This window comes from Novacetimonas sp. GS1 (assembly GCF_036686925.1).
GTDB lineage: Bacteria > Pseudomonadota > Alphaproteobacteria > Acetobacterales > Acetobacteraceae > Novacetimonas > Novacetimonas hansenii.
Window position 1 is genome coordinate 2,995,050 of sequence record NZ_VSZP01000001.1, and the last position, 14,789, is coordinate 3,009,838.

Sequence of the window (14,789 nt, forward strand, 5' to 3'; positions counted from 1 at the left end):
TACGTTATCCGACATGCGATGCCAGCCATTGAAACAAGCCGAAATGCGAAAGATCGTTAAATGTAGAAAATAAAAACAGGCTGGCGATCAGGGCGAACCCCGCCTGGAAACTGATCTGTTGCACCCGGCGCGAAACGGGACGGCCCATTATCCCCTCAAGAATATAGAACATCAGCCGCCCACCATCGAGAATCGGTATGGGAAACAGATTGATCAGGCCAAGATTGATCGACAGCAGCGCCATGAATGACACAAGGCTTGACAGTCCGTACTGCGCCACCTGCCCCGACATCTGCGCAATCCGTAACGGCCCGCCCAGATCCTTGGTGCTGTGCTGCCCCGTCAACATCTGCCACAGCCCGGCAAGGGTCTGGACAGACACATTCCACGTCTCCTTCACGGCGGAGACGAAGGCGCGCGGCAAGGACTGCGGCGCGCCCACTTCCGCCAGAAAGGAAACACCAAGCTGCCCATGGGGGGGCTGCCCCTTTGCATCGGCAACACTGCCCACCGTCAGCGGGATCGTCACGTCATGCCCGTCGCGTTGCACGACCACATCGGTCTGTGCGCCCGGTTCGGCCGCGACGCGGGCCTGCAGGTCGGCCACGTCGGAAATCGGGTGATCCCCCAGCCGCACAATGACATCATGCGGCGCGATCCCCGCGCTTGCCGCGGCACTGCCGGGCATTACATCGGCAACGACATTGCGGATATGCGGCTGCCCTGCAAAGGCGAACAGGCCGGTAAAGAGAATGATCGCCAGCAGGAAATTGAAAACAGGCCCCGCAATGATAACAATCGCCCGCGACAGCACGGGCTTGTCATGGAACGTACGGCCCGGCTGCCATGCCGCGATCTGTTCAGGGGTGGCGTCTTCCGGTCCCTCGAACCCGTGCGGCTTGACATATCCGCCCAGCGGGACGGGACACAGCCGCCATTCCGTGCCGACACTGTCGTGCCAGCGCAGCAGCGGCTTGCCAAAACCGATGGAGAAAACCTCCACATGCACCCCACGCCAGCGCGCGGCGAGGTAATGGCCAAGTTCGTGGATGAAAACCAGCACACCCAGAACCAGGGCGAATGCAAGGACGGTCCGCAACAGATCATGCATGATGATTATGAGTTCCCCTGATGATCACGCGCGGCCGTCCCCTTTAACCCTGTCGTCTTATGCGGCCCGTGCCGTTATGCGGGCGCGGGCGAGGCGTCGCGCCTCTTCATCCCAGTGCAGGACCTGCTCCAGCGTGTCCGCGCTCTGGTTTCCAAGTGATTGCATCACATCCTCGACAACCCGCGCAATATCCCGGAAGCCGATTTTACGATTAAGAAAGGCCTCCACGGCAATTTCATTGGCGCCAGACAGGATCGCAGAGGCCGCGCCCCCCGCCCGGAGCGATTCCCGCGCCAGACGCAATGCGGGAAAACGCACTTCGTCAGGTTCCTCGAAATCCAGACGTGACATGGCGGCAAGGTCAAGGCGCGGCGAATTCGTCGCCATGCGCTTTGGCCAGGCCAGCGTATGCGCAATGGGGATGCGCATGTCGGCGGAACCAAGCTGCGCGATGATACTGCCATCGGTGTACTGGACCATGCTGTGAACCACGGATTGCGGGTGGACGATAACGCCGATCCGGTCCTCCGTCATGTCGAACAGGCGCGCCGCCTCGATCAGTTCAAGCCCCTTGTTGAACATCGTCGCGGAATCGATGGTGATCTTGGCCCCCATGCTCCATGTCGGATGCTTCAGCGCGGCTTCCAGCGGGGCCTTCTCCATCTCCTCAATACTGGCGCGGCGGAACGGGCCGCCCGATGCCGTCAGCACGATCTTTTCCACCTGGTCCACCTGCCGGTCGGCCATGGACTGGAAAATCGCATTATGCTCCGAATCGACCGGAAGCAGCGTCGCCCCCGCCTGATGCACCGCACGCAGCATGACGTCGCCCGCGCAGACCAGCGCTTCCTTGTTCGCCAGCGCGACACATCCGCCATTGCGCACCGCCGCCAGCGCGGGTTCCAGCCCAATGGCACCGGTGATCGCCGCCATGGTCCAGTCCACCGGCACGCCTGCCGCACGGATCACCGCCTCGCGCCCACCCGATACCTGTGTGGACGTCCCCGACAGCAGGGTTTCCAGTTCCCCAACCAGGGTTTCATCGGCGATCACGGCATATTCGGCACCAAGCGCACGCGCCTGTTCAGCCAGCAACGTGACATTGCGCCCCCCGACAAGGGCCACGACGCGGAACCGCTCCGGCGCCTGCAACAGCAGATCCACAGTGGAGCAGCCAATGCTGCCGGTACTGCCCAGAACGGAAACTGTCTTCATCCTACCGATTTCCCCAATTTTTTTCATCGTGACCGCGCGCCTTCAGCGCAGGCCGACATACCAGAAAGCAGCGCCTGCCGCTGCCCCCAGCGAAATCAATGCAGCCAGTGGTGCGGCCACCAGCAATCCATCAAAACGATCCAGAAACCCGCCATGCCCCGGGATGATCGCCCCGGAATCCTTGACGCCGCGCGCACGCTTAAGCGCGCTTTCCCCAAGGTCGCCCGCCTGTGCCGCAACCGCCATGACAGCCCCCATCATGGCGCCACGCACACCCGCCCCCGCCAGCGCATCAGGCAGCACGGAGGCAATCACGGCCCCGCCGGCAACCGCGGCCAGCAGCCCGCCACACGACCCCGACCATGTCTTGGCCGGGGAAATACGCGGCGCAAGCTTCGGCCCGCCAATGGCCCGTCCCGTCAGGTAAGCCCCCGTATCACTCAGCGCGACGCACGCAACGACGAACAGGACGACACCCGCGCCCGGATGCGTCATGAAACGCAGCCACAAAAGGGACACCCCCGCGCAGCCAATCGCCACCTGCCCCGCCCACAGGGCCGGGCCAAAGACAAAGGCCGCGCCCATGACCATGAACGCCCCCCCCCCACTGTCCCCCCAGCGCCGCCGCAGCGCAGGCCAGAGGCCAGATGAGATAGAGCACGCCACGCCAACTGCGTGCGGACAGGGCGAACATCCGCCCCCATTCCGACGCCATGCCCACCATCGCAAGCACGATCATCACGGCATAGGCGACACCCCCCGCCCACACACACAGCGCGGCAAGCGGCACGATCACCAGCGCGGACAGGACGCGCGCGCGCAGATCCTTCCACCCGCGCCCGGACCCACCACCCGGCGGCGTCGGGGCCGAAGGAAACGGGATCACGATGGGATTGGGGGGATCAGACCGGTCTTGCACCGAAGCGCCTTTCGCGCCGGGAATAGATCTGGAGCACGGCATCAAAATGCCCGGCATCAAAATCTGGCCACAGCGTCTCTATGAATATCAGTTCGGCATAGGCCGACTGCCATAACAGGAAATTGGACAGGCGGCTTTCACCACTGGTGCGCACCACGATGTCGGGATCGGGCATGTCCGCCGTCATCAGGAAGCCGCCAAAGATATCCTCGTCAATCTGTCCCGGCGCCAGCGTGCCGTCCTGCACGGCCTTTGCCATCCGCAGCGCAGCCTGCATGATGTCGGCACGCCCGCCATAGGACAGCGCAAGCACGACCGTCAGGACCGTGTTGGAGGCGGTTTCCAGTTCGGCGCGCCTTGCCTCGGCCCGCACATCGGGGGCAAAGCGCGACAGGTCGCCGATAATGCGGATGCGCACACCCTTCGCCGCAAGCTCCGCCACCTTGTAACGCAGGTAATACCGCAAGAGGCTGGTCAGGTCGGCCACCTCCTGCGGGGTGCGCCGCCAGTTTTCCGAGGAAAATGCATAAAGCGTCAGCCATTTCACGCCAGACGCGACGGCGGCGCGGATACAACGCTGCACCGCCTCCGCCCCGGCCCGGTGGCCGGCAAGCAGCGGCAACCCGCGCGAGGCCGCCCACCGCCCGTTGCCATCCATGATGATCGCCACATGGACAGGCACACTTCCTGCGCGCCGTTCCCCGGCAACTGGGTACATACGGAAGTCAGACCTGCTTGATCTCGCGTTCTTTTTCCGCGAGCAGTTCGTCAACACGCTTCACATACTGGTCCGTCAGCTTCTGGATCGCATCGGACCAGACCTTGACGTCATCCTGGCTGATTTCGCCCTTCTTTTCCTGTCCGCGCGTCTGTTCCATGCCATCACGACGCACACCACGCACCGCGATCTTTGCGTTTTCGGCATATTTGCCTGCCGCGCGCGCCAGTTCGTTGCGCCGTTCCTCGGTCAACTGGGGAATGGGCACACGCACGGTCTGCCCATCGGCGGCGGGGTTCAGGCCCAGCCCGCTGTCACGGATCGCACGTTCCACCGCACCGACAAGCGAACGGTCCCAAACCTGCACCGTCAGCATCCGCGCTTCGGGCACGGCGATGGAGCCAACCTGCGTCAGCGGCACTTCGCCGCCATAGGCTTCCACACGCACGGGCTCCAGCAGCGCCGGACTTGCACGGCCTGAACGCAGACCGGCAAAATCGCGACGCAGGCTTTCAATCGCCCCATCCATGCGGCGGGTTACATCCGCCAGCAAACTTTTCTGATCGACAGACACCTTGGCCCTCCCAACATTCCTCTAACGGTCGCGTTCGACCGCCATGCGACTTCTCTTGTGCGGGGTGTGCGCCTCAGTCCGAGGCCACGATCGTGGTAAAGCGTCCCTCGCCCCGCATAACGCGCGAAAACGCATCCTTTTCATGGATATTGAACACCACGATCGGCAGCTTGTTTTCACGCGCAAGGCTGATGGCGGCAGCATCCATGACATTGAGGTCATTGGCCAGCACATCGCGATAGGTCAGCGTATCGTAACGCCGCGCATCGGCCACCTTGCGCGGGTCGGCGGAATATACGCCATCGACCTGCGTGCCCTTGAACAGCGCACTGCATTCCATTTCCGCCGCACGCAGGGCAGCCCCCGTATCGGTGGTGAAGAACGGGTTGCCCGTCCCGGCGGCAAAGATCACCACGCGCCCCTTTTCCATATGGCGCACCGCGCGACGCCGGATATAGGGTTCCGCGATGGAGGACATCTGGATCGCACTCATGACGCGGGTTGCGATCCCCTGGCGTTCCAGCGAATTCTGCATCAGCAGCGCATTGATGACGGTGGCCAGCATACCCGCGTAATCGCCCTGCGCGCGGTCCATGCCCCGCGCGGCGGCGGCGACGCCGCGAAAGATGTTGCCACCCCCGATAACCAGACACACCTCCACGCCAGTGCGCGCGACTGCCGCGATATCGGCGGCGATACCATCAACGGTTGCGGGGTCGATCCCATAGGATCCGTTACCCATCAGGGCCTCGCCCGAAACCTTCAGCAGGACCCGGCTGTAACCGGGGGCATTGTCTGGGGCATGATCTGTTAGCGGATTGGTCATTGGCCCTCGAACACAACAGAAAATAAGACACAGGCCGCAGGCAACCGCCCGCCAGTGACGGCAGCGCCCACGCCGCACATGTCATATAGGGGGTTCGCCCCCCTCACAAGCACACGATGCCGATAATGCGCCAATCAGGGCGCGCCCCCTGCGTTTCGTGTGGCATCCCCCCATCACCGATCTGCGATGGTGGACCGGCCCACGGCACCCGCAGGGGTCAGATGTCAGGCGTCGTCCAAACCGATGGCGCGCAGGCGGGCGCGCTCCTCATCCCATCCTGAACGTTCTTTCACGTTCAGGAACAGATGGCACGGCCGTTCCAGCAGGCGCGAAAGCTCCTTGCGCGCACGTTCGCCGATATTGCGAATCCGCGACCCGCCCTCCCCGATCAGGATCGCCTTGTGCGAGGCGCGGGCCACATAGATCGTCACCTCGATCCGCACCGAACCGTCCGGGCGCTCCTGAAAGCTTTCCGTCTCCGCCGTGGCGGCATAGGGAACCTCCTCATGCGTTTGCAAGAAGATCTGCTCGCGCACCAGTTCGGCGGCCAGCAGACGGTCGGGCAGATCGGTCAGGTCATCTTCCGGATACAGGTATGGCCCCACCGGCAGCTCGGCCGCCATCCGGTCCATCAGGTCATCGACCCCCTGCCCCGAACGCGCGCTGATCATGAACACATGTTCCACCGTCAGCAGGCCCGACAGCTCCGCCGTCAGCGGCAGCAGCGCATCACGCCGCATCAGGTCGGTCTTGTTCAGCACCAGCCACACCCGGCGGTTGCGCTGCGCCAGTTGGCTGACGATTTCGCGCACTGCCTCCGTCAGGCCGGCACGCGCATCAATGATCAGCAGCGTGATGTCCGCATCCTCCGCCCCGGTCCAGGCGGCGGCGACCATCGCACGGTCCAGCATGCGGCGCGGACGGAAAATACCCGGCGTATCCACCAGCAGCATCTGCGCATGGTTGCGCATCAGGATACCCAGAACCCGGAAACGCGTCGTCTGCGCCTTTGGGCTGACGATCGACAGCTTGGTCCCCGCCATGCGGTTCAGCAACGTGGACTTGCCCGCATTGGGCGCGCCCACGATGGCGACGAAACCACAGCGGGTCGTCATGTCTTCATGTTCCGGCATTTATCATTCCCACGGCTGCAACAGCCGTCCCGAGTGTTCCATATTCGTGTCCGCCCCGCGCAGGGCGCGCGCCCACGTCAGTCAAACTGACTGAGCAGCCGGGCCGCGGCCTCGCTTTCGGCGGCACGCTTGCTGCCTGCGATACCTTCGCCCCGCCGTCCCGATGCCTCCACCGAAATCACGAACCGGGGCGCATGCGACGGACCATCGGTGGACACCACCTTATACACCGGCAGTGGCAATCCCCGCGCCAGCACCCATTCCTGCAATGCGGTCTTGGGGTCCTTGGGGGGGCGGGCCTGCGCCACGATGGCATTGTTCCATGCCCGACGCACAAAGGCGCGGGCAGGTTCCAGCCCACCATCAAGATAGATCGCGCCCAGAATCGCCTCCACCGCATCGGCGAGCACGTTGGCCATCTGACGCACCCCGGCGCGGGCCTCGTGCTCCGCCACGTCAAGGGCGGATGGCAGGGCCATGTCCTCTGCGATATGCGCCAGCACCGCGCGCGAGACAAGGTGCGCATGCCGGGGCCCAAGCGCGCCTTCCTGCTCATCTGGAAAACGCTCCAGCAGCCATTCCGCCATCAATAGGCCAAGCACGCGGTCGCCAATGAATTCCAGCCGTTCATTGGACCCTGCGCCCCGCCGCGCCACCGACTGGCGTGTGCGTCGCCCGATCGCGCTGCTGCGCTGATGTGCTGCGGACCGATGGGTCAGCGCCTCATGCAGAAGGGCGGCGTTGCGAAAGCAATAACCGACATACGCCTCGATCCGTTCAAACTCGGCCGTGGGGGTCGCGGGCGCATCCATGATCAGTGAACCCCCGAAAACAGGCGTCCCCAACGAATTTCCGTGGGCCATTTCCAGAATTCCCATGTCGGATACTGCGCATCCACCGACAGGAATATCCACTTGGCCTGCCCCACCAGGTTTTCCATCGGCACAAAGCCAAGATCCTGCGGCGCGTCCCCCATGAAACGGCTGTCGGCGCTGTCGTCGCGGTTGTCACCCATGACAAAGAAATAACCCGGCGGCACGACATATTCCGGGGTGTCGTTCTTGTCCCCCTCATCCGTCAGCTTGAGGATGTCATGCGACACGGCGGGACGGCCACCGCTGCCGGGCAGGTCCTCGCGATAGCGTTCGCCCTCCATACGGGTGTGATGTTCGTCCACCGCGACATACTCGCCTTCCGACGTACGGGGCACGAGTTCACCGTTCAGGTAAAGCTGTCCCTCGCGCATCTGGATGCGATCGCCAGGCAGACCGACCACACGCTTGATATAGTCGATGGACGTATCCTTGGTGAAGCGGAAGACTGCCACATCCCCGCGATGCGGTTCGCTGCCGAATATGCGTCCACTGAACAGGTTGGGCGACAGCGGCAGGGAGAAGTGCGAATAGCCATAGCTGTATTTGGCGACCCACACATAATCCCCCACCTGCAATGTCGGGATCATCGAACCGGACGGAATGTTGAAGGGTTCGAACAGTGCGGTGCGGACAAAAATCGCAATCGCACCCGCGACCACGACAGTACGCAGGAGTTCCAGCATGCCGCGCGCCCCCGTGGAAGGGGAGGTCGTCAGGACAGTTGGCGTCTGGGGGTCATCGCTCGACATGATCTTCATAAATCCGGCTTCGTGCGCGACCGGCCGGGCGAAAGGCACGGTCGCATAATTCTGGCGATCAAGCCCACGGGGCCATGCCGTGTCAAGCACGGGCGGCCATGCGTGAACCGATCAGGGATGCGCCACGCCATCCGCCACGATGATGACCTGGGCAAAGGCATAGGGGTATTCATCCGTCATCGTCACCATGATGCGTGGCGTACACCCGGCCGGCACAATTTCATCAAGTCGCACACACGCCCCACCCGACAGCACCATGACCGGCTGCCCGCCAACCAGGTTTTCGACACCCAGGTCACGATGGAACACGCCACGGGCGAATCCGGTGCCCAGTGCCTTGGCGCATGCTTCCTTCGCCGCCCAACGCTTGGCAAAGGTGCCAAGCCGGGCCGCCCCCGAACGGCGGTTCGCCGCCGCGCGTTCACGGGGGGTAAAGACCCGTTCCTCGAACCGTGCGCCATGACGCGCCAGCACATTTTCAATGCGGCGGATGTCACACAGGTCCGACCCGATCCCGATCATCATGGCGTCATGCGCCTCATCCCTTGGCGCGTTCCACCTGAACCACGCCGGTTTCCGCCCGCAGGGCCGCCATGATGGCAGACAGGTGCCGCAGGTCGCGTACCTCGATATCTGCAAGGATTTCCATGAATTCAAGCTGCCGGTTGACGATGCGCAGGTTGACCATCACGCCATCATGCTTGGTTGCGATATTCGTCAGCGTCGCCAGGACCGAAGGTTCATTGGCCGTTACCACGCTGAGCCGCCCGACATGTGTGCCCGCAGCGTTGCGCGCGATCAGGTCATAATCCCAGTTCAGGTCCATGAAGCGTTCGGGCGTGGCCGCGAACGTCTCCAGCGTCTGGCATCCCTGTGCATGGACCGTGATCCCCTTGCCGGTGGAGACGATGCCCACGATGCGATCACCCGGCAGCGGATGGCAGCAACCGGCGAAATGCACCGCCATCCCTGCCCCCACGCCCGCCAGCGCCATGCCGGCCGCATTCTTGCGCCGGGCCGCCGAAAATGCGGTCGTACTTTCGGCGGCGCGCATCGACAGGCCGGGCACCATACGCGGCGCGCGCGGTGCGCGACGCAGGTCGGGATACGCCGCCTGCACGACCTCACGCGCGGAAAGGTTGCCATTCCCCACCGCCACGAACAGGTCCGCCACAGAAGACAGGCGCAGATCCTTGAGCAGTGATTCCAATACTTTTTCAGACCCGTCCACCCCCTCCTGCCGGAAGGATTTCGCCAGCGCCACCCGCCCGCTGTCGAGGTGCGATTCGCGCTGTTGCAGCGCGACATGGCGGCGGATGCGCGCGCGGGCCTTGCCCGTGACGACAAAGCGTTCCCACGACGGCGAGGGCGTACCGCCGCGCGCTGTCATGATTTCCACCTGATCGCCATTTTGCAATTCATGGCGCAGGGGCATCAGGCGGCCATTGATGCGCGCGCCGACACAACTGTCCCCCACCTGGCTGTGCACGGCATAGGCGAAGTCGATCGGGGTTGCGCCACGCGGCAGGGAAATCAGCCGTCCCTTCGGCGTGAAGCAGAAGACCTGATCCTGATAGAGTTCGAGCTTGGTATTTTCGAGGAATTCATCCGGCGCGGCCGAATCCTCAAGGATATCAAGCAGATCCTGCACCCAGCGCAGGCCGGAGACGACGTGCGCTGCGTCATCGACCTTCCCGTCGCCCCCCTGCTTGTACAGCCAGTGCGAGGCGACACCATTTTCGGCGACGTCGTGCATTTCGGCCGTACGGATCTGCACCTCGATCTTCTGGTTGCGCGGATGGCGCAGCGTCACCCCGGTATGCAGGCTCTGATAACCGTTGACCTTGGGGGTGGAGATGTAATCCTTGAACCGCCCCGAAATGACGGGATAGGCCGCATGCACCGCGCCAAGCGTGACGTAGCACCCCTCACGCGAGGGGACGATGATGCGAAACGCCATGATGTCCGACAGCTGCTCGAACGCGACGTTGCGGCGCTGCATCTTTTCCCAGATGGAATAGGGCGTCTTTTCACGCCCCGTGACCTCCACCCCCTTCAACCCGGCCTCGGCGCACAGGTTCTGGAGTTCGTGGCGGATTTCCTCGATCACGTCCGCACCCTGCCCGCGCAGATAGTTCAGGCGCGCGCGGATCGTGGCCATCGCCTCTGGCTCAAGCTCCGCAAAGGAAAGGTTCTGCAGTTCGACCTTCACCTTTTCCATGCCGATACGATCGGCAAGCGGTGCATAGATCTCCATCGTTTCACGCGCGATGCGCTGGCGACGGTCAAGGCGCTGCACGTAATGCAACGTGCGCATATTGTGCAGACGGTCCGCAAGCTTGACGATCAGGACGCGGATGTCCTTGGACATCGCAAGGACCAGCTTGCGGAAATTCTCAGCCTGCTTGGTGCGGTCGGACTGAAGCTCCAGCCGCGTCAGCTTGGTCACGCCATCGACAAGTTCCGCGATGGTCGCACCAAACTGCGTGCGCAACTGCGCCTGGGTGACGCCTGTATCCTCGATGGTGTCATGCAACAGCGCGGTTGCGATGGATGCCGTATCAAGGCGGAACCCGGCAAGGATGTTCGCCACCGCAAGCGGATGGGTGATATAGGGATCGCCGTTATCACGGTCCTGCCCCTCATGCGCCTTGTACGCCACATCGAACGCGCGGCGGATCAGGTCGAGGTCGGCACCGGGATCATAGGACTGGATGCGCCGGATCAGCCCGTCGCAGGAAATGACCCGCGCCGGGACGCGCGGCGTTGCGGCGGCGGTGTCGGCATCCGCCACGCTGGCGGGAACATGCCCACCATCCCCGATGGCCGGGGCCTGCGGCAAGGTGGGCACGGCAGGGGACGTGAGGGAAGCTGTCGTTTCAGAGCCGACCCGATCCGTCACATCCGTCCCCTCTCGTCAAAAATGCTATCGCGAACCCCGGCCGCCAAGTTCGGCCTCGATGGTGGCTTCGAGTTCTTCTGCCGTCATGCCAGCCGTATGGCGCGATTCTTCCTCCGCAGAGACATCCTGCAGACCGAAGATGTTCTGTTCGGTCGGGATCAGATCGACGACTTCCTCATCTGCGGGCTCGGGCTCGGGCGCGCGGGCCAGCGAACGCAGCAGGTCGCTCTTGACCTGGTCCAGACTGATTGTCTGGTCCGCAATCTCGCGCAGGGCGACGACGGGATTCTTGTCGTTGTCGCGATCAATCGTCAGTTCTTCGCCGCGGGACAGGGCGCGGGCACGTTGGGCCGCCAGCAACACCAGTTCAAAACGGTTGGGAACCCGCTCAACGCAGTCCTCGACAGTGACGCGTGCCATCAGGCCAGACTCCGGTTTCTCTATGAAAAATATATCGGTGGAACAAGATGGAATACTCCCCCCCCGCCCCACAACGCAAGTACGCCGTTGCGCGCTCAGCCCGGCAGGCGGGTGATCGCCTGGTCCGCCACGCGGGCCAGCAGGGCCTCTATCCCTTCCCCGCTGACGGGATCGCGCCAGTGGGGGGCCACATCACGCAGGGGGCGCAGCACAAAGGCGCGCAGGCAGGCACGCGGATGCGGCACGATGGGATCGGGGGCGGCACGCACAAGATCCCCCATCGCGATGATGTCAAGGTCAAGAGGCCGCGCGGCGTTGGCGATGGTGCGCACCCGTCCCGCCCGCGCCTCGATCGCCTGCAGGGCAGACAAAAGGGCCTGGGGCGTGATATCGCCACCCAGTCGCACCATTCCGTTGACATAGGGGGGCTGCCCCGATGGCGGGACCGGCGCGCTTTCATACCAATGGGAAACCGCCTCGACACGAATTGTATCAATGCGCCCTATTTCCGCCACAGCCCAGTGGCATGTCTGTAATGGCCCTTCCCCCGTGTGGCGGGGCAGGTTCGCCCCTACCGCCACGAGGATGTCTGCTGAATGCCCGCCGGAACCCGGCACCGTATCGTGCGTATCCATGCATGAATAATAACATGAGTGGATGATTTGTTATCTCAAACTTTATGACTACATCGGTATGGACAATGTCATGCCGGGCATTACCCGCAACCTACCCTTCCCTCCTGACGGACACACCACGCGCACAGCCAATGGTATTTCAATCGTCAGCCGGGCATATGAAGCTACCTCTTTCAGGGACACTCACTAATGTTCTTTCAGCCTCAGGAACGGCTTTGTCTTTTTATTGATGGAACCAGCCTGTATTCAGCGTCACGCAATCTCGGCTTTGAGGTGGATTACCGCAAGCTGCTGTCATTTTTCCGGTCGAAATCCAACGTCTTGCGGGCGTACTACTACTCCGCCGTCCTGGAGACGGAGGAATATTCCCCGCTCAAGCCGCTGACTGACTGGCTTGTCTATAACGGCTATTTCCTGGTGACGAAGACGGCGCGCGAATATACCGACCATACGGGCCGCCGCCGCGTAAAGGGCAACATGGACATCGAACTTGCGGTGGACATGCTCGAAATGGCGCCCAGGATCGACCATGCCGTCCTGTTCAGCGGGGATGCCGATTTCCGCCGCCTGCTCGAAGCGGTGCAGCGTCAGGGCGTACGCACGACCGTCATCGCATCCATAAAGACGTCGCCGCCGCTGATTGGCGATGAACTGCGCCGCCAGGCGGACCAGTTCATCGAACTGGCCGATATCGCATCGCACTTCACCCGCCGGCAGATCGAAAACCGCACCAGCCGTCCGAACCCGGTGCCACCGGTGCGTCATCCGGCCGATCATCTGAGCGACCTGCCCGAAGACGAATGAGGGACCACCTGAAAATGGTCCGATAAAAGCGATGACATTAATCAGGACGCCCCGCTTTCACAGCGGTGGCGTCCCTGGGCGCGGTGTGAAAAGCTGTGCCAGATTTTTTACCGGCGGCCTTTCGTGCCCTGCCTTTCCTGCCCCCCGTATGTCACGCCCATGCGTGTCACGCCTGCCTGACACATCCTCGCGCCCGCCCGCTGGTGCCTGACGGGCACAGGAAATGCCATCCCATATAGTCAGCCGTCGAGTTGCAGCGTCTGGCGTGTCCAGTCACGTGTGCGCGCACACAGCGCGGCATCATCGGACAGGCGCCTGCCATAGGATGGGATCATCTTGCGCAGGCGCTCTTCCCACTGCGGCAGGCGATCGGCAAAGCAGCGCTGGATAACCGACAGCATGATCGGTGCCGCCGTCGATGCCCCCGGTGATGCACCAAGCAGCCCCGCAATCGTGCCATTCGCCCCGGTCACAACCTCTGTCCCGAACTGCAGCACGCCGCCCTTGGCCGCGTCCTTCTTGATGACCTGCACGCGCTGGCCTGCGGTAATCAGTTCCCAGTCGCTGCTGCGTGCGCCAGGCACGAAATCACGCAGGGCCTTCATCCGGTCCTCGTTCGACTGCATCACCTGCTGGATCAGGTATTTCGTCAGCGGCATGTTGTCGCGGGCCACCGCCATCATCGCACCGATATTATCCATGCGGATCGAACGCGGCAGATCCAGCCATGACCCCTGCTTGAGGAACTTGGTGGAGAATCCGGCATACGGACCGAACAGCAGCCCTTCCTGCCCGTCGATCACGCGGGTATCGAGGTGGGGGACCGACATCGGCGGCGCGCCGACCGATGCCTTGCCATAGACCTTGGCATGGTGACGGGCGATGATTTCGGGGTTGGTGCAACGCAGGAACTGTCCGCTGACCGGGAAGCCGCCGATGCCACGCGCCTCGGGGATGCCGCTTTTCTGCAACAGCGGCAGCGCGCCACCGCCCGCGCCGACGAACACGAACCGCGCGGCGACATCGCGTGACGTACCATCATGCATGCCCCGCACGGAAACGGTCCATCCCGACCCGGACTGACGCAGGCCCGTGACCTCATGCCCCAGATTGAGGTCAAAGCCCGGACCACCTGACAGGATATCCACCAGCCGGTGCGTCAGCGCCCCGAAATTGACATCCGTTCCCGCCGGGTGATGCGTGGCCGCAAGCGGCGTGCCCCCTGCCCGCCCGTCCATGACCAGCGGCATCCACTGCGACAGTTGTGCCGTGTCGGTGGAATAGGACATGCCGGCAAACAGCGGATGATCCTTCAGCGCGTTATAACGCCGCTGGAGGAAATCAACATTTTCCGCCCCCCAGACGAAGCTCATATGCGCAATGGGGTTGAGGAAGTCGCGTGGCGAGGCGATCAGCCCGGATTCGGCCAGATAGGACCAGAATTGCCGTGAAACCTGAAAGGCCTCGTTGACGTTGACGGCCTTGGAAATATCGACCTCGCCCCCCGCACCCATCGGGGTGTAGTTGAGTTCGCACAGCGCGGAATGGCCGGTGCCGGCATTGTTCCAGCCGTTGGAGCTTTCCAGCGCGACATCATCAAGGCGCCCGAACAGAGCGATCGACAGGTTTGGTTCCAGTTGCTTGAGCATCACGCCGAGCGTCGCGCTCATGATACCGCCGCCGACAAGGACGACATCATAGGTGGAATCGGCAGGAGTAGGCTGAGAGGTCATGATATTCTCCGCTTCGGCGTCGGACAGTGGTGTCGTGGCTGCGATCGTGCGCCCCGGGCAGCCGGCCGGGGGCGTGGGACCGGCCCGCAGGGGGCATCCCTGACGGCCATGCCACGCCGGATTTCGTGTTCCCGCGTCCCGCCATGTCCGGCGCGCGGAAAATACC

At 63.1% G+C, this 14,789-nt stretch carries 14 protein-coding genes and 1 pseudogene; 1 reads left to right on the forward strand and 14 read right to left on the reverse strand.

The features are described from left to right. Window positions 1-4: 4 nt before the first annotated feature. From rseP to folK, 13 genes and pseudogenes are all read right to left on the reverse strand, one after another. Window positions 5-1,111 carry an RIP metalloprotease RseP gene (gene rseP, locus FYB92_RS13145; protein WP_192264804.1) on the reverse strand — a complete coding sequence of 369 codons (1,107 nt, stop codon included), beginning with the start codon at window positions 1,109-1,111 and terminating at the stop codon, window positions 5-7. A 57-nt stretch (window positions 1,112-1,168) separates the two neighbouring features. Continuing rightward, window positions 1,169-2,326, reverse strand: coding sequence for a 1-deoxy-D-xylulose-5-phosphate reductoisomerase (dxr, locus tag FYB92_RS13150; protein ID WP_003618073.1), 1,158 nt, complete (start codon window positions 2,324-2,326; stop codon window positions 1,169-1,171). 42 nt (window positions 2,327-2,368) lie between these two features. Beyond that, window positions 2,369-3,287: pseudogene (locus tag FYB92_RS13155) on the reverse strand (phosphatidate cytidylyltransferase). After that, entirely contained in the window at window positions 3,229-3,963 is a 735-nt protein-coding gene (gene uppS, locus FYB92_RS13160) for a polyprenyl diphosphate synthase (RefSeq protein WP_332828793.1), read from the reverse strand. The pseudogene FYB92_RS13155 and the gene uppS overlap by 59 nt, the downstream one beginning before the upstream one ends. 7 nt (window positions 3,964-3,970) lie before the next feature. Beyond that, a complete protein-coding gene (gene frr, locus FYB92_RS13165; protein WP_003618071.1) occupies window positions 3,971-4,537 on the reverse strand; it encodes a ribosome recycling factor in 567 nt (188 codons plus the stop codon). A gap of 73 nt (window positions 4,538-4,610) precedes the next feature. Further along, the gene (gene pyrH / locus FYB92_RS13170; RefSeq protein ID WP_003618070.1) at window positions 4,611-5,363 is read right to left on the reverse strand and encodes a UMP kinase; all 753 of its coding nucleotides are present in this window, start codon (window positions 5,361-5,363) and stop codon (window positions 4,611-4,613) included. A gap of 224 nt (window positions 5,364-5,587) precedes the next feature. Next, on the reverse strand, window positions 5,588-6,478 hold the full coding sequence (era, locus tag FYB92_RS13175) for a GTPase Era (RefSeq protein ID WP_174805762.1): 891 nt from the start codon (window positions 6,476-6,478) through the stop codon (window positions 5,588-5,590). 95 nt (window positions 6,479-6,573) lie between these two features. Beyond that, window positions 6,574-7,308, reverse strand: a complete 735-nt coding sequence (gene rnc, locus FYB92_RS13180) for a ribonuclease III (protein ID WP_062808667.1) — start codon at window positions 7,306-7,308, stop codon at window positions 6,574-6,576. A 2-nt stretch (window positions 7,309-7,310) separates the two neighbouring features. After that, window positions 7,311-8,054, reverse strand: coding sequence for a signal peptidase I (gene lepB / locus FYB92_RS13185; RefSeq protein ID WP_048859349.1), 744 nt, complete (start codon window positions 8,052-8,054; stop codon window positions 7,311-7,313). A 186-nt stretch (window positions 8,055-8,240) separates the two neighbouring features. Further along, window positions 8,241-8,654 carry a holo-ACP synthase gene (acpS, locus tag FYB92_RS13190; protein ID WP_003618064.1) on the reverse strand — a complete coding sequence of 138 codons (414 nt, stop codon included), beginning with the start codon at window positions 8,652-8,654 and terminating at the stop codon, window positions 8,241-8,243. Window positions 8,655-8,667: 13 nt separating this feature from the next. Beyond that, window positions 8,668-10,923, reverse strand: coding sequence for a bifunctional (p)ppGpp synthetase/guanosine-3',5'-bis(diphosphate) 3'-pyrophosphohydrolase (locus FYB92_RS13195; protein WP_081378514.1), 2,256 nt, complete (start codon window positions 10,921-10,923; stop codon window positions 8,668-8,670). Between the two features lie 132 nt (window positions 10,924-11,055). After that, on the reverse strand, window positions 11,056-11,451 hold the full coding sequence (gene rpoZ, locus FYB92_RS13200; protein WP_003618062.1) for a DNA-directed RNA polymerase subunit omega: 396 nt from the start codon (window positions 11,449-11,451) through the stop codon (window positions 11,056-11,058). Window positions 11,452-11,546: 95 nt separating this feature from the next. After that, window positions 11,547-12,086: a 2-amino-4-hydroxy-6-hydroxymethyldihydropteridine diphosphokinase gene (gene folK, locus FYB92_RS13205; protein ID WP_003618061.1), complete on the reverse strand. Its 540-nt coding sequence runs from the start codon at window positions 12,084-12,086 to the stop codon at window positions 11,547-11,549. A gap of 189 nt (window positions 12,087-12,275) precedes the next feature. On the opposite strand from folK, the gene FYB92_RS13210 reads away from it, so the two are divergent. Beyond that, entirely contained in the window at window positions 12,276-12,890 is a 615-nt protein-coding gene (locus tag FYB92_RS13210) for an NYN domain-containing protein (RefSeq protein WP_048859344.1), read from the forward strand. A gap of 239 nt (window positions 12,891-13,129) precedes the next feature. On the opposite strand, the gene FYB92_RS13215 is transcribed toward FYB92_RS13210, so the two are convergent. Next, window positions 13,130-14,623, reverse strand: a complete 1,494-nt coding sequence (locus FYB92_RS13215) for a malate:quinone oxidoreductase (RefSeq protein WP_040511587.1) — start codon at window positions 14,621-14,623, stop codon at window positions 13,130-13,132. Window positions 14,624-14,789 lie beyond the last annotated feature (166 nt).